We start from the raw sequence: 15,806 nt of genomic DNA on the forward strand, positions 1-15,806 counted from the left end.
TCGCCGATGCATATCACCGGAGGATGCCACTGCGGGGCGATCCGCTATCAGGCGGAAATCGACCCGGAGCGGGTCTCGATCTGCCATTGCACCGATTGTCAGCGGTTGACGGGCTCGGCCTATCGCATCACAGCACCAGCGCGGCCGGGAAGTTTCACGCTCACGTCAGGCGAGCCAAGAGGCTACGCGAAATATGGCGACAGCGGCGGTCTCAGCCGTCAATTCTTCTGCCCGAATTGTGGATCGCCGCTCTACCGCACGGACGGCGACGGCGGCGCGATCGGTATCCGCGTCGGCGGCATCGACCAGCGGCGCGAACTGGCGCCGAAAAAGCAGATATGGTGCCGGTCGGCTTTGCCCGGGGTGGAGAATATCGAAACGCTGCCACGTTTCGAGGGCGAGGACTAGGCTGGCGCCTGCTCACCATCCCGCCTTTATTCCGGCCGGGGCATGTCCGGCCAGCCATCGGTGACGCCGGCCTGTACCGGGCGCTCCAGATAGGTGGATAGGACGATATAGCTGCGGGTGCCGGTGACGCCGGGGACGGCGTGGATCTGGGCGAGAAAAGCTTCCAGGGCCTGCGGGCTGGCCGTGCGGACCTTGAAGAGAACGCTGGCATCGCCTGCGACCGAATGCATCTCCTCGACCTCGGGAAACTGCAGGAGCTGCATCAGCCGCTCGCTCTTGCCCCAGCCGGCCGCCTCCACATGCACGAAGGCAAGCAGCGGTTTGCCAAGCGCTGCGCCATCCAGCGCGGCATGCACGCCCTTGATGGCGCCGGATTGTCTCAGTCGGCGCACACGCTCATGCACGGCCGGCGCCGACAGGCCGACCGCTTCGCCAAGCCTGGCATAGCTCTGGCTGCTGTCGGCGGCGAGCGCGGCTAATATCCTTCGGTCGAAGGCATCGATGACCGGCTGCTGGGGCCGTCTCTGCCGAAGATCGTCTGTATTTTTCGCCATTCGGCAAACCCCCCTTTCTGCCGAAGAATAATCGCCGATACTGGCATTCTTCAACAGGATATTCGGAGGAAGAGAAATCTCATGGAGATGATCGCGCACAATCCAGCAAACGGGATCTATGCGGCCAGCCCTGATTACATCCATGCGCTGGAGGTCAGGCAACCGTCCCGGCTGCTCTTCGTCAGCGGCACCATGGGTCTCGATCAACAGGGAATGGCGGCGGCCGATCTGGAAGGCCAGTTGGACCTCATCTGGTCCAATCTGCGCGCCATCCTCGCTTCCGCTGATATGACGGTGGACAATATCGTGCGGCTGACGAGCTATCTCAGCGACGGCGCGTTTATCGAGGCGAACCAGAATGCCCGTCTTCGGGCGCTTGGCGGCCGCGCCGTGCCGACCACGGCGATCATCGTCGAAACGCTGCGCGACGACTGGCTCGTCGAGATCGAAATCATCGCCGCCGGCTGACGGCAGATTGGCCGTCGCATCCGCAGGGATGCGACGGCTGCGGCGATCAGGCCGCCTGTTTCAACAGGCCGAGCGCCTCGGCCAGATCGACCTCGCCGCGGAAACCGCCGCTGCTTTTCGCATCCTGCCGATGCTCGATCGCATGGGCAAAACGCACGGCCGGCTCCTGCTGCATGCGTTCATAGAGACGATGCAGGCCGGAAAACTGCCGGCGGTCGACGACCTTGTGGAAATCGTTCCAGCGGGCGATGCCGACGAAATAGGCGTCCGCCAGGCTCGGCCCACTGCCGAGAAGCCATTCGCGACCTTCGAGTAGACGCTCCAGCGTATGATGCGCCTTTTCGACCGCGGCGATTCCATAGGCGGTGAGGACCTGTTTCTCCTCCGGCTCCATTGGATGCTCGATCGCATACCAGAGCGGGCCGAAGGCCTTGAAGAAGGTGGTGTTGAGAAAGGCGAGCATCTGGTTCAGCCGGTCGAAATCCGCCGACCCCTGCACAAAACCCAGACCTTTGCCGATCGTGCGGGCGCCGATATGGTGGAGGATCGCCATGCTTTCGCTGATCGTCCTGCCATCTTCGAGGAGCAGCGACGGCGTTTCGCCGACTGCGTTGATCCGTTTGTATTCTTCGCTGGAGACTATATCCGGCATCTCAACGCGGCAGAGCCGATAAGGCAGGCCGGACCATTCCAGCGCGACGATCGAGCCGAAGGAGCAGCCTTCAGGGACGCCGTAAAATAATATGGGTGACATCAATCGTTCCTTTCAGAATTGAACCCGTTTGGACGCGATGAATGTGCAGATGTGGACGATCATGCGGTAGAGGCTATAAATGCGTCGCAATGTCTACATATCTGGAAGCTGGCGATGGCGCTTTTCAACCTCAACGACCTCCATCTTTTCGTGCAGGCCGTCGACAGCGGCAGTTTCACCGCCGCCGCGAGACATCTCGGCATGCCGAAATCGACGGTGAGCAAGCGGGTTGCCGAGCTGGAGGGGCGGCTTGGCGTGCGGCTGATCCAGCGTACGTCGCGAAGCTTCGCGCTGACCGAGCTCGGCCGCGAGTTCTTTCAGCATGCCCAGGCCTCGATCATCGAGGCGGAGATGGCCGAGGGCATCGTGCGGCGGCATCTGGCCGAACCCACCGGCGGCGTTCGCCTGACCGCCTCGGTGCCGACGGCGCAGTTTACCTTGACGGAGCATCTGCCGGCGCTGGCTATGCGCTATCGGAAGCTCCGGCTTTCCGTGCATGTGACGGACCGTTTCGTCGATATCGTTCAGGAAGGTTTCGACATCGCGCTGCGCAGCCACCGGACGCCGCTGCCGGATTCGGCGCTAGTCCAGCGGAAGCTCGCCAGCCACCCTTTCTTCATCCTCGCCTCGCCGGATTATGTGAATGCCCATGGGCGACCGCGTCGGCCCGAGGAACTGGCACAACATGCGACGATTATGACCAGCCTGATAGAGGACCAGTGGCGGCTTTATTCGGGCGGCGACGAGGTCCTCGTCACGCTGCATTCCGTCATGGCCGCGGATGAGCCCTATGTCTTGATGGAAATGGCCATGTCGGGGCTCGGCATCACCTGCTTGCCGACATCCGTCTGCCGCAAGGCGCTGGCCGACGGGCGGCTGGTGCGGGTGCTGCCGGAATGGACGGCCGGCAGTATCGAGACGACGATCCTGATGCCGCACCGGCGCGGCCAGCTGCCGGCGGTGCGCGCCGTCGTCGATTTCCTGGCCGAACGGCTGGCGGGATAACGCTCCGCCCATAGCGCAGCAGACGGAGAAACACGACATTTCGAAGGAGAAGGGCCGTATTCGGCGATCCGCTTCTTCAGCACGTCGAGCTGCAGGGGGCCGATGATCACCGGCGAGGCTCTTCCGGCGAGACTGCAAGCCGCGCTCGCTCGTGCTTCCGGCCCGGCTCTAGCCTCTTCTAATCACAACCACCGCCTCGTTTTCGTGACTATCCGCGACGCCCTAGGTCCCCGCCAGTACTCAGTAAAGTGTGAAATTCGATGTATTCGTCCACCAGCGGACAGAAAGATCCTAATGCATTTCAATACAGCTGCACATTGTAGCTCGAATTGACTAAGTGCATAATAAACGAATTTGCAGTATAGAAGTAGTTGAGGAGAGCTTCGCGTGAGGAGCGCGATAGGTCGACATAGTCTGAAACGACCTGTTCTGGATTTTACCAACTCCATCTTGCGAATATGAGAAAATAATCTTCAGGGTTGCTATTATTCAGCCGTGAGTACGGACTTTAGTCTTAATGCATTTACCGACCTTAGTCCGAATACCACTTTCCAACTGAGAATGGACCAGCGCTCTCGATCGACGAAACAGTAGTCGTCCATCGAGCGCCTTAAGATCAATGCGCAAGGAGGTAGACCACGGCGGGTGCATTTCGGCATCGGGCCTGGATGCCTCCTCTCAATGCGATTGAAACCGAGGGAGAATCTCCATGGCACTCGACATCACGACCCAGGACCTCATCATTGACGAAACCGCCGGTTTGCAGGACGACGATGTCAATCCGTTGCTTGCGCCGCATAGTACCAATACGACGCTGCAATACATGTTGGGCCTCGATGGCTCGGGTGGGCTATCCTCACCTGAAGTCGCCTACCAGTCCAATTTCGTCGTCGCTTCGGCGAGCGCGGGGGAATCCATCACGTCGGTGGTTCTCACGCAAAACGCATCCGGCACCCCGTATTCCACCACGGTCGGCGTCAACAGCGGCATCCGCACGGTCGACGGCAATTATGTCTGGCTGTTCCAGAGCGCAACGGATGCAAAAGTCGTGATCGGTGTCATTGGTACCTCCGACCCGCTTGCCGAGCCCGCCGAGACCGGGGCTCTCGCCTTCTCGCTCGGGCTGGTCGGCACCACCGCCACCAATGCCGACCTCTACACAGTTCAATACGTGCCGTTGTTCCATCCCGATGCGACCAATGCGGACGACCGCATCGATCTGACGAACAAGGTGTTCGCCTCGGTCAGCGGAACCTCAGTGGTCAATTTCAGCCAGCTTGGCGACGCCCCGTCCGGACACAACAACTGGTATATTCTCGACGCCGACGCAGCCAGCCCCCAGAAGATCCTCGTCACCGCTCACGACAATGGCGTGCAGGCGGAAGTCAACGTCAGCACACAAGGCCTGGGTGTCGCATCGCAAGACGTGCGCTTCGGCCGCGAGCTCCAGATCGACCTGATCACCGGCGGCACCCAGAGCGCGGGCAAGAACTTTACCAACACGCCAACCGCGCCCGACTACGGCGTGCACCTCGAGAACGTCTCCACCGCCGGCTTCTCGATCTCGCAGTCGACGCCGACCAGCACCGTCGCCGACATCGAGGTCCACGCCTATAATAATAACGACAACGTAGAAGGCGCTGCCTTCCCCACAGACGACAACGATGCCGAGATCAACATCACCGGCGTGACGTTCAAGCTGAACGGTGTGACAAAAACAGCCGCAGAGCTCGGCATCACGGTCAATCTCGCCGGCACCGGATTGATCCTCGGGAAAGTCGGCGAGGGCGTGACGATCGACTTCACGACCGCAGGCGGAGCTGGCGGAACCTTCGATCGCTTCACCATTAGGAATATCGACACCGAGAAAGACTTTTTCGATGTCAAAGAGGTGCATTATGGTGGCGAGGTCGGCAACGCTCACAATGAAGAGGTTGGCTCCTTCATCAACTTCGACGACGACGGGCCGACGATCACGGCAACCGGCACCCCGCCGGTACTGACGGTCGATGAGACCAACCTGACCACCAATGCCAGCGGCGACTTCGCAACCTCCTTCACCGCGAATGCGGGGGCCGACGGCGACGCCATCACCTATGCGCTCGGCATCAGCCAAATCACCAATGTCAGCGGCCTCACCGACACCGCAACCCACCAGTCCGTGCTGCTCTTCCTGGAAGGCGGCAGTGTCGTTGGCCGCGCCGGAGCCGGAGGCCCGGTCGTCTTCACCGTCAGCGTCACCGCTGCCGGCCTCGTCAGCCTCGACCAGGCGCGGGCCGTGGTCCATGCCGATGCCAGCGACCCGGACGACAGCATCACTCTGGCCGCCGCCGACCTCGTCACCCTGACCGCGACCATCACCGACGGCGACGGCGATCACGCCGCAGCCACCCACAATATCGGCCAGAATTTCAACTTCGAGGATGACGCGCCGATAATCGGGATAAAAGGCGGCCCGCTTCCACTGATCGTCGACGAGACCGACCTGACGACCGATGTCAGCGCCCTCGGGGCCGCCTTCGTCGCCTTCCCCGGGGCCGATGGCGTTGGCAACGGAATCACCTATGCGCTCGGCATCAACCCGAACAACAATGTCAGCGGTCTTACCGATACCGAAACCGGCCAGTCCGTCCTGCTCTTCCTGGAAGGCGGCAGCGTGGTCGGCCGCGCCGGAGCCGGCGGTCCGATCGTCTTCACCGTCAGCGTCAGCGCTGCCGGCGTCATCACCCTCGACCAGGCAAGGGCGGTCGTCCATGCCGATGCCAACGACCCGGACGACATCACCACCCTGGCGGCCGCCGACATCACCCTGACCGCAACCATCACCGATGGCGACGGCGATCAGGCAACCTCCACCGCCCATATCGGCCAGAGCCTCTACTTCAAGGATGATGGGCCGACGATTACAGTGCCGTTTGACGGCAACCCGGCTCTCACAGGCATCCAGCACGAAACCCTGGCCAACGTGCTCAACGCTTCGGCCAGCGGCGCCTTCGGCTACAATATCGGGGCGGATGTCCACCCGGCGGCTTTCTACACGAGCGGCGGTTCTGACTTTGTCGACCAGGATGGCGTGACAGCCGGTGTCCAGATCGGACTGACCGGCGCGATTACCGGCGGTGGCGGCGGCAATCTCGTCACCTCGAATGTGACGCTGGCGTCAGAGAGCCTCACCTCGGCGACGTTCAACTTCAACTTCACCTATGACAAGGATCCGGCAGCCGGCGTCCAGCCGGGCACGGCGGGCGGCACCCTTGTCTTCGACAAGGCCGGCGACACCTATACCGTCAACCTGACCGACCCGCTGGAAGGCTTCAGCTTCGACGTTCTCCACACCAGCGAGCTCCTGTCCAAGGAGCCGACGAGCAATACCGGCCATCCGCAGATCGTGGTGGAGGGGCTGCAGAAGGATGACCCGAACACGCCTGATGATGAAGACTTCTACGTACAGTTCACGGGCAACGCGATCGACAGATCCCACCCATTCAGCTTGACGAGCAATGGCCAGGGGTCATCCGCCGACTCCACCTTCACCCTCGGTGGTCACGAGATGGTGAGTAACACCAATGAAACATGGGTGTCTGCGACGCAGAGCACCAATGGTGTTGCCGGCGACACCATCCAGAAAGACGAACTGCTCACCTTGCGGTTCTTCAGCAGCAATGTCGGCATTGCCAGCGAGGCCACGACCCCGACGGCGACCGCCGGCGCAATGGCCATCAAGTTCGACGGCATCGGCAACAGCGAGGACCTGATGCTGATTCTCAATCTGATCGACAAAAACGGCGCCGACAATATCGCCGGCACCGCGGACGACAACACGACGATCACCCGGGCCATGTATGTGTCGAATGACGCCATCTACAAGACAGGCCAAGTCCCGACCGCCTACAGCAGCGAGTTCACGCTCGACCAGAATGACGGCCTCGTGATCGTCGAGCAGAACGACTACAACGCCGCCGGCGAAGACTACGTGCTGCAGGGCGCGCAGATCATGCAGTCGGGCAACGGGATCACCGGCAACAATACGGCGATCGACCTGGTGAAGGCGACTGGCGCCAATGGCGGCAGCAATGCGATCGGCGGTCTGGTGAACTTCGACGCCACCGATAACGACGTGCTGAAGATCACCGACATCGGCTTCACCTCGACCGTGACCGAGACGCCGAACGCCAACCTCGACTTCGCCTTCCAGGTAGTAGACGCCGACGGCGATCAGACAGCGATGCAGCACATCCTTGTCGACGTCGCCTGACACGTGACCAAACGGGGGCAGCCGAGGCTGCCCCCGGACTGTCTTTGCATGCTGTGTAACCTCGTACACCAGAGACATGATGATGAAATCAAACCAACAGCCTCCGGCTCTTCAGGTGGTGATGAAAGAAGCCAGACGCGCCATTCGGCCGATGATCTGGTTCAGCGGTGGCATCAACGTGCTGATGCTGACGGGGGCGCTCTACATGCTCCAAGTCTACCACCGCGTGCTGTCCAGCCACAGCCTGGAGACGTTGGTGATGCTGTCGCTGATGGCGGCAGCGGCGCTCGCGACAATGGCGGGGCTGGAGGTCGTGCGCGGGCGTCTTCTGGCAACCGTCGGATCGTGGATGAACGCGCGGCTGGCGCCCGTGCTCCTGACCGCATCAGTCGAATATGCCGCCTCAGCGCCCGGCCAGGTCAATGCCCGTCCGCTTCGGGATCTTGACCAAGTGCGGAATTTCTTCACCAGCCCGAGCATCTTCCCGATCCTTGACGCGCCTTGGGCACCGCTGTTTTTTGCCGCGATATTCTTCATGCACCCTTGGCTGGGTTGGCTGGCGCTTTGCGGCGGGATCGTCCTGTTTGCATTGGCATTGCTCAACGAATGGCTCACACGCAAGCCGTTGACCGAGGCTGCAAGCGCACAGTCACGGGCATACGTCCAGGCTGAGGCGGCGATCCGCAACGCCGAGGTGGTCCAGGCGATGGGGATGTTGAAGCCCTTGATGGAGGGCTGGAAGACGCAGCAGGACGAGGCAAACAGGGGCCAGGTGCTTGCCGCCAACCGCGGCGGCATCATCTCCGCCATCGCCCGCTGTCACCGGCTGGCCCTGCAGATGGGGATACTCGGCCTTGGGGCCTATCTCGTCCTGCGCAACGAGGCTTCACCCGGGATCATGATCTCCGCCTCTATCCTGATGGGTCGCGCCTTGTCCCCGGTCGAGCAAGCGATCGGCACATGGAAGGCGACGGTCGGAGCGCGTGCCGCTTACCGGCGTCTCACTGCCGTCGCCGGGCAGCACCCGGAGGCGACACCGGTTCTGCCACTCCCGCGGCCGAAAGGTAAGTTTGAGGCCGACAATATTGTGCTTACCCGACAGGGCGGCGAGCCTATCCTGAAAGGGATCAACTTCCACCTCGAGCCGGGTGAAGCAATGGCGCTGATCGGCCCGAGCGCGGCCGGCAAGACCAGCCTGGCGCGAATACTGGCCGGTGCCTGGCGTCCATCCGGAGGGCGCGCTTTGCTTGATGGCATGGACGTTGTCCAATGGGCGGCGGAGGACCGTGGTCATTATGTCGGTTACCTGCCGCAGGACATCGAGCTCTTCGCCGGTACCGTCTCCGAAAACATCTGCCGGTTCGCAAAGCTCAGCCCGGTGGTCTTCGACAAGGTGGTTAAGGCGGCACAGCTGGCGGGAGTTCACGAACTGATCAAAGGATTGCCGAAGGGTTACCTCACAGAGATCGGCGAATCCGGCGCGGTGCTGTCAGGCGGGCAGCGCCAACGCATCGGGTTGGCGCGGGCGCTCTACGGCGACCCGGCACTCATTATCCTGGACGAGCCCAATTCCAACCTCGACCGCGAGGGTGAGGAGGCATTGATCGCCGCCCTCAGCACGGTCAAGGCGACAGGCACGACTGTCATCCTGATCGCGCACCGACCGAACATCATGGAGACGGTTGACAAGATATTGATCCTCAACCGGGGCCAACAGGACCTCTTCGGTCCACGCGACTATGTCTTCAATGAGCTCGCCGCGCGCGCCCGCAAGGTTAGCCAGATGCCGACCATAGTGGCGAAATAAGCCAAGAAAAGAAAGCAGACATGCCGGATATGAAGGTCGTTCCGCTACCCGTTTCGCCACCCGCCGCACCGGTCCCCCTGCGTCTCACCGGCGTGACGTTCACCGGCTTCGCGATCATGTTCCTGTTCTTCGGCATGGCGGGGGGCTGGGCGACGCTTGCACCATTGGATAGCGCCGCCGTGGCACCGGGCGTTATCAAGGTTGCCGGCGACCGCAAGCTCATCCAGCACCTCGAGGGCGGCATCATCGCAGAGCTGCACGCCGCCAACGGTGATATCGTCAAGGCGGGCAAGGTCCTTATCCAACTCGACAGCACATCGGCAAAGGCGAGGCTTGATCTGATCCAGAACCGGATAGCAACGCGTGAGTCGCTGGCCGCTCGTCTCAGGGCTGAGCGTGACGGCAAGGCCGAGATCGAGTTTGATCCGGCATTGCTCGCAAATCCCGCCAAAGCCGCAAATGACGCGGTGGCCTCACAGCGTGACGTGTTCGCCGCGAAGCACGACAATTTGAAGGACGAGCGGGAAATTCTCAGCCAGCGCCGTCACCAGACCGAGGAAGAGATAACGGGACTGGAGGGGCTTATCGTCACCGAGGACAAGCAGATCGAAGCGCTGGAGGGCGAAACCAAAGACCTTGAAAGCCTGATCAAGCGTGGGCTGGTTACGCGCGAGCGGAACCTGATGCTCAGACGACAACAGCGGGAGATCGAGGGGGAGCGCGCCACCAACGTCGCGGCCATCGCTCGCGCCAAAAGCGCCATGGCCGAGATCGACATGCAGATCTTGAACCTCGGCACGGTGCGGCTCAACGAGGCCGTCGAGGAGTTGAGCAAGGTCGAGGCGGAGTTGTTCGACCTCAGACAGGAGGAGCGTTCCGCCAAAGACGTGCTTGCCCGTACCAATGTCGTCGCCCCCGTTGACGGCATCGTCATGGATTTGAAGGTCCACACGGCGGGCGGCGTCGTAAAACCTGGCGAGACACTGATGACCGTCGTGCCGCTCGGACAGCAACTCGTGGTCGAGGCCATGGTCAGGCCAGAGGACGTCGAGACGATCGCCCCCGGACAGCTCGCGCGCGTCAGTTTTCCGGCCTTCGCCCGCTACAACCTCCCGCCGCTCGACGGCGTCGTGGAGGTCGTGTCGGCTGACCGGATGACGGAGGAGCGCAGCGGTGCACCTTATTTCGCCGCGACCGTGGTGATCGACAAGAGCGAACTCGCCAAGCTGAAAGGCCGCAAGCTGATGCCCGGCATGTCGAGCGAAACGATGATCCGGACGGGCGCTCGCACCGTGCTTTCTTATCTGGCTGAGCCGATCACGCAGAACTTCCGCCGAGCGATGCGGGAAAAATAGCCATAGGTTAACGAGCTTCTCTTTATCTGGCCGGGCTTGCTGACACGCCAATATCAGCGCCGCCGCGACCGCCTCCCGTCAACCGATCACGCCGCCTTGGCGGCGTGATATTCCTTAATCGCGACCATCTTGATCGCCGGATGGCGCTCGGACTCGTAACGCAGCGAGAAACCGTCCTGGGCGAGGAAGACCGGGTCGCCGTCGAGATCGCGGGCGATATCGCCGCGTTTGACGGTGAGGAATTTTTCGAGATCGGCCGGCTGATCGGCTGAAATCCAGCGGCAGACGGAAAAACGCGACATTTCGAAGGAGACCGGCAGGCCGTATTCGGCCATCAGCCGCTCCTTCAAGACGTCGAGCTGCAGGGCGCCGACGACGCCGACGATCGCCGGCGAGCCGTCTTCCGGCGAAAACAGCTGGACGACGCCTTCCTCGGCCATCTGCTGCAGGGCTTCCTTGAGCTTCTTCGCCTTCATCGCGTCTTCCAGGCGCACGCGGCGCAGGATCTCCGGCGAGAAGTTCGGCACGCCTTGGAAAACCAGCGATTCACCCTCGGTCAGCGTATCGCCGATCCGGAGCGTGCCGTGGTTGGGAATGCCGACGACGTCGCCGGCATAGGCGGTGTCGGCGAGCTGGCGCTGCGAGGCGAAGAAGAATTGCGGCGCCGTCAGGCCGAGCTGCTTGCCGGTGCGGGCGAGCCTTGCCTTCATGCCGCGCTCGAGCTTGCCGGAGCAGATGCGGGCAAAAGCGATGCGGTCGCGGTGGTTGGGGTCCATATTGGCCTGGATCTTGAAGACGAACGCCGTCATCTTGTCGTCAGTCGCATGCACGGTCCTGGTATCGGCGACCTGGTCACGCGGCGGCGGCGCGAAATCGCCGAGCGCGTTGATGAGATCGCGAACGCCGTAATTGCGCAGCGCCGAGCCGAAAAAGACCGGCGTCATATGGCCTTCCAGGAAGGCTTCGCGGTCGAAGGGACGGCAGGCCTCGATCGCCAACTCGGTCTCCTCGACGAAGACCTGGCGCTCGTTTTCCGGCAGCCTGCCGGCCACGCTTTGCGGGCCGTTGACCGGCGTTCCCTCGATTTCGGTATCCGAACCACGCACCGTGTTGGCGGCGATATTGTAGGAGCCGCAAAAGGTCTTCGAGCGGCCGATCGGCCAGGTGATCGGCGCCGTATCCAGCGCCAGCTTCTCTTCCACCTCGTCGAGGATCTCGAAGGGATCGCGGCTTTCGCGGTCCATCTTGTTGATGAAGGTGATGATCGGGATATCGCGCATGCGGCAGACTTCGAAAAGCTTCAGCGTGCGCGGCTCGATACCCTTGGCGGCGTCGATGACCATGACGGCGGCGTCGACGGCCGTCAGCGTGCGATAGGTGTCGTCGGCGAAATCCTCGTGACCCGGCGTGTCGAGGATGTTGAAGACATTATCGTTATATTCGAAGGTCATCACCGAAGTGACGACGGAAATGCCGCGCTCGCGCTCGATCTTCATCCAGTCGGAGCGCGTCTGCATGCGATCCTTCTTCGCCTTGACTTCGCCGGCAAGCTGAATGGCGCCGCCGAACAGCAGCAGCTTTTCGGTGAGCGTCGTCTTACCCGCGTCCGGGTGGGCGATAATAGCGAATGTGCGGCGGCGGGAGACCGCCTCGGCGAGACTTTCGGCCATGCTTGTAAATCCTGTGGAATTGCCGCGTATCTAGCGATTAAAGCCCGGCAATGCAATTGACCTCGGGCCTTCGGGCGCAAAGTAATGGGCCATGACCATTCATCACGATACGCGCCCGACGCTGAACCTGATCCGCTTAGCCAATGGCGAAGGCCTCGACCTGCCCGCTTATGAAAGCAAGGGAGCGGCCGGCATGGACCTGCGCGCTGCCGTCGACGAGGCAGCACCACTGACGCTTCTGCCCGGCAAACGGGCGTTGGTGCCGACAGGCTTCATCTTCGAGATCCCCGAAGGTTTCGAGGGACAGGTACGGCCGCGCTCGGGCCTCGCCTTCAAAAACGGCATCACCTGCCTGAATTCGCCGGGCACCGTCGACAGCGACTACCGCGGCGAGGTGAAGGTGCTGCTGATCAATCTCGGCGAGGAACCCTTTATCATCTCGCGCGGCATGCGCATCGCCCAGATGGTGATCGCACCGGTAACCCAGGCGCGGGTGGCCGAGATCACCGCGGCCAGCGAAACGGTGCGCGGCGCAGGCGGTTTCGGCTCCACCGGCGTCTGATGGCACAGCGCCTCGACAGCGCGGGCCTGACCTTCCGGCAGGACTATTTCGGCGACCCCGCTGGCTGGGTGGCGCTGGTCTGCCTGCTCAAGGATATTTTCGGCATCGATATCGGGCCGCTGCAACAGCTTGGCGGACCCGATCCGACGAGCATGCCGTTCGGCTGGTTCGATGCCGAAGGTCAGCTTGCGGCCAATATTTCAGCCTTCGCGCTGCCCTTCGCCCTCAACGGCAGGATCGTCCATGCCGCCGGGCTGCAATCGGGCGCCGTGCGGCCGCCGTGGCGCGGCCGCGGCCTCTATCGCGACGTCACGGTAAAAGCGCTCGACTGGTGCGAGAAGCAGGGTTTTGAAGCCGTCATCCTCTATACCGACAAGCCGTCCCTCTACGAAGCCTATGGTTTCCATGCGATACCGCTGCACCGATACGAGGGAGCGGCACCCGCCCCTTCGTCTTCCGCCGCACCGGTCCGGCCGCTTTTACCGACGAATGCGGATGATCTTGCGCTGCTGCAATCGCTGCTGAAAGGCCGAAGCCCGGTTTCGACCTCGCTGGCGGTCACAGTCAATGCGGCGATGTTTCTGATCAACACCCAGCTCGATCCCGATGTCCGGATCAGCTTCCTGACAGACCGGCAGGCGGTGATCGCCTGGAAGATCGATGAGGCGGGCCGCTTCAGCCTCCTCGACATCGTGGCGGCGGAGATGCCGCCGCTTGCAGTAATCCTCGGCGGGCTGGAGATCACGCCGGCTTCCGTCGAGGTGCTTTTCCGTCCGGACAAGCTCGGCTGGGAGGGCGCTCCACAACCGTTGGGAGACGGCACGAGGCTGATGCTGCGCGGGCTCGGCGATGCCACCCCGGATTTTCCGGCGATGCTGTCGCCGATGGCGGAATTCTAGATCTCTCTATTTCCGGCGGGAAAGCGGCGGCAGGCGGCGCTTGACGGGCGAGGCTTTGATCATCGCCGTGTTGGTCTCCGCCCTTTCGGCGACCCGGTCGAGAATGCCGTCGAGGTCGGCCATGGAGCGGATGACCAGGCGGGCGATAAAACAATCCTCGCCCGTCACCTTGTCGCATTCGATGATTTCCGGAATGTCCTGGATGATCCGCTCGACGATGTGCAACTGCCCCGGCAGCGGACGCACGCGCACGATCGCCTGCAGGGGATAACCGACGGCGGCCGGATCAAGGTCGATGGTGAAGGCCTTGATGACGCCGCGCTCCTCCAGCCGGCGCAGGCGCTCGGCGGCACTCGGCGAGGACAGGCCGACCTGCTGGGCTAGTTCCTTCAGCGAGATCCGCGCATTGCCGGCCAGCGCCTCCAGAATGGCCTGATCGATTTCGTCGAGCGATTGCACATCATTAGCCACAGCGATCTATTCTCCTAGCACGATTAGGCGATACCGGTCATTTCCCTTCTTATCTTTATATAAAATCGCATCTCGTCGCAATATTATTATGCCATCGAAATGGAGGCAATCATGGGCAGCGACATCAAAAGAGGCACGGCGGAAATGACGGCAGCGATGCTGATCTCGGGGACGATCGGCTGGTTCGTCGTCATGTCGGGCCAGCCGGTCAGCGGCGTGGTCTTCTGGCGCTGCCTGTTCGGCGGGCTCACCTTGCTTGTCATCTGCGGCGCTCTCGGGCTGCTGCGGCCCGGCATCATCACGCTGCGCGCCTTCGGCATCGCCATATCAGGCGGCACCGCCATCGTCTTGAACTGGCTGCTGCTGTTTGCCTCCTATTCTCATGCGACGATCTCGATCGCGACGACGGTTTATAACACCCAGCCCTTCATGCTGCTGGTGCTCGGCGCGCTCTTTCTCGGCGAGAAAATCACCGCCACCAAGCTGTTCTGGCTGACACTCGCCTTCGCCGGCATGGTTGCCATCGTCGAGGCAAAACCGGGGACAGGCGGGGCGGCGTCTGACGGTTACGGCCTCGGCATCCTGATGGCACTCGGTGCGGCTTTCTTCTACGCGCTCGCCGCCCTTGCCGCGAAATGGCTGAAAGGCACGCCGCCGCATCTGATCGCGCTCATCCAGGTCGCAACCGGCATGCTGATGCTGGCGCCGATGACGGATTTTTCCCATCCGCCCGGCGATGTTGGGTCCTGGGCGATCCTGGTAACCGTCGGCGTCGTCCATACTGGGCTGATGTATGTGCTGCTCTACGGCGCGATCCAGAGGCTGCCGACGCATCTCACAGGCGCCCTGTCCTTCATCTATCCAATCGCTGCGATCCTCGTCGACCGGCTGGCCTTCGGCCATGCGCTGCAGCCGATGCAGATCGCAGGCGCCGCGATCATCCTGCTTGCCGCCGCCGGCATGAATCTCGGCTGGACGCCGCGTTGGCTGCGGCCGCGGGCGCTGGAGAGCTGAACCGGGCGTTCCGATAGGGATGGCTGAGGCGCCCGGTGCCGACATTACCTCTGCGGGCGTGTCGTTTCGAACAGGAACCAGGTGCGGCGCTCGCCCTCGTCGATCCAGTTCTCGATCAGGCTGGCGCTCGCGACATCATTATGCTCGTCGCAGAGGCCATGCACCTCGCGCAGCAGCGAAACGAGCTGAGCATTGTCCTCGCGCAGTTCCGACAACATGTCTTCGGGCGTGACGAAATCCGCGTCATTGTCCGAAAGGCGCTGCTGCCGGGCGATCTGGCCGATGGAGCGCAGCGTCGTGCCGCCGATCTTGCGGCTACGCTCGGCAATGTCGTCGGTCATGGCGAAGATCTGTTCCGCCTGTTCGTCGAGCAGCAGATGATAGTCGCGAAAATGCGGGCCGGACATGTGCCAATGGAAATTCTTGGTCTTCACATAAAGCGTAAAGACATCGGCGAGCAGTGCGGTCAGCGCTGCCGAAATATCGGTAATGGCGTTGGTCGACAGGCTGGACGGCGTCTTGAGTGGCGAAAGTCTGCGGGTTTCGGCCGGCGTATGGGACATTTAATCTCTCCTTGGTGATGA

General features: G+C 62.1%; 14 protein-coding genes. 9 read left to right on the top strand and 5 right to left on the bottom strand.

The genetic code is table 11. From position 1 onward, the window contains the following. The first annotated feature begins 6 nt into the window (after positions 1–6). Positions 7–408 (top strand): GFA family protein, encoded by a 402-nt coding sequence (locus HFO99_RS08635; protein WP_164576606.1) that lies wholly within the window; start codon positions 7–9, stop codon positions 406–408. A gap of 26 nt (positions 409–434) precedes the next feature. Here the strand turns inward: HFO99_RS08635 and HFO99_RS08640 are convergent, their stop codons facing one another. Then, the gene (locus HFO99_RS08640) at positions 435–1,016 is read right to left on the bottom strand and encodes an Lrp/AsnC family transcriptional regulator (RefSeq protein ID WP_222360585.1); all 582 of its coding nucleotides are present in this window, start codon (positions 1,014–1,016) and stop codon (positions 435–437) included. Positions 1,017–1,043: 27 nt separating this feature from the next. Between HFO99_RS08640 and HFO99_RS08645 the strand changes: the two genes are divergently transcribed. Continuing rightward, positions 1,044–1,430, top strand: a complete 387-nt coding sequence (locus HFO99_RS08645) for a RidA family protein (protein WP_222360587.1) — start codon at positions 1,044–1,046, stop codon at positions 1,428–1,430. A 46-nt stretch (positions 1,431–1,476) separates the two neighbouring features. On the opposite strand, the gene HFO99_RS08650 is transcribed toward HFO99_RS08645, so the two are convergent. Further along, positions 1,477–2,184: a glutathione S-transferase family protein gene (locus tag HFO99_RS08650; protein WP_222248375.1), complete on the bottom strand. Its 708-nt coding sequence runs from the start codon at positions 2,182–2,184 to the stop codon at positions 1,477–1,479. Between the two features lie 114 nt (positions 2,185–2,298). On the opposite strand from HFO99_RS08650, the gene HFO99_RS08655 reads away from it, so the two are divergent. The 4 genes from HFO99_RS08655 to HFO99_RS08670 all read left to right on the top strand — a co-directional run bounded on the left by HFO99_RS08655 (position 2,299) and on the right by HFO99_RS08670 (position 10,606). Continuing rightward, positions 2,299–3,189 (top strand): LysR substrate-binding domain-containing protein, encoded by an 891-nt coding sequence (locus HFO99_RS08655; RefSeq protein ID WP_222360590.1) that lies wholly within the window; start codon positions 2,299–2,301, stop codon positions 3,187–3,189. A gap of 709 nt (positions 3,190–3,898) precedes the next feature. Further along, a complete protein-coding gene (locus HFO99_RS08660) occupies positions 3,899–7,444 on the top strand; it encodes a DUF5801 repeats-in-toxin domain-containing protein (RefSeq protein WP_222360593.1) in 3,546 nt (1,181 codons plus the stop codon). Positions 7,445–7,526: 82 nt separating this feature from the next. Continuing rightward, complete coding sequence (locus HFO99_RS08665) at positions 7,527–9,251, top strand: type I secretion system permease/ATPase (RefSeq protein ID WP_222360596.1); 1,725 nt, start codon at positions 7,527–7,529, stop codon at positions 9,249–9,251. A 20-nt stretch (positions 9,252–9,271) separates the two neighbouring features. Next, entirely contained in the window at positions 9,272–10,606 is a 1,335-nt protein-coding gene (locus tag HFO99_RS08670; RefSeq protein WP_222360598.1) for an HlyD family type I secretion periplasmic adaptor subunit, read from the top strand. Positions 10,607–10,692: 86 nt separating this feature from the next. Here HFO99_RS08670 and HFO99_RS08675 read toward each other — a convergent pair whose 3' ends face one another. Further along, the gene (locus tag HFO99_RS08675) at positions 10,693–12,276 is read right to left on the bottom strand and encodes a peptide chain release factor 3 (protein ID WP_222332476.1); all 1,584 of its coding nucleotides are present in this window, start codon (positions 12,274–12,276) and stop codon (positions 10,693–10,695) included. Positions 12,277–12,367: 91 nt separating this feature from the next. On the opposite strand from HFO99_RS08675, the gene dut reads away from it, so the two are divergent. Both dut and HFO99_RS08685 read left to right on the top strand, forming a co-directional pair. Beyond that, positions 12,368–12,838, top strand: coding sequence for a dUTP diphosphatase (gene dut, locus HFO99_RS08680; RefSeq protein WP_222332477.1), 471 nt, complete (start codon positions 12,368–12,370; stop codon positions 12,836–12,838). After that, entirely contained in the window at positions 12,838–13,737 is a 900-nt protein-coding gene (locus tag HFO99_RS08685) for a GNAT family N-acetyltransferase (protein ID WP_222360601.1), read from the top strand. The genes dut and HFO99_RS08685 overlap by 1 nt, the downstream gene beginning before the upstream one ends. Before the next feature lie 6 nt (positions 13,738–13,743). Here HFO99_RS08685 and HFO99_RS08690 read toward each other — a convergent pair whose 3' ends face one another. Further along, the gene (locus HFO99_RS08690) at positions 13,744–14,208 is read right to left on the bottom strand and encodes an Lrp/AsnC family transcriptional regulator (RefSeq protein WP_130787920.1); all 465 of its coding nucleotides are present in this window, start codon (positions 14,206–14,208) and stop codon (positions 13,744–13,746) included. 99 nt (positions 14,209–14,307) lie between these two features. On the opposite strand from HFO99_RS08690, the gene HFO99_RS08695 reads away from it, so the two are divergent. Further along, entirely contained in the window at positions 14,308–15,222 is a 915-nt protein-coding gene (locus HFO99_RS08695; protein ID WP_222360604.1) for a DMT family transporter, read from the top strand. Between the two features lie 44 nt (positions 15,223–15,266). Here HFO99_RS08695 and HFO99_RS08700 read toward each other — a convergent pair whose 3' ends face one another. Continuing rightward, entirely contained in the window at positions 15,267–15,785 is a 519-nt protein-coding gene (locus HFO99_RS08700; protein WP_222360606.1) for a Dps family protein, read from the bottom strand. Positions 15,786–15,806: the final 21 nt, after the last annotated feature.

It is taken from the genome of Rhizobium leguminosarum (genome assembly GCF_019798305.1).
Taxonomy (GTDB): domain Bacteria; phylum Pseudomonadota; class Alphaproteobacteria; order Rhizobiales; family Rhizobiaceae; genus Rhizobium; species Rhizobium leguminosarum_U.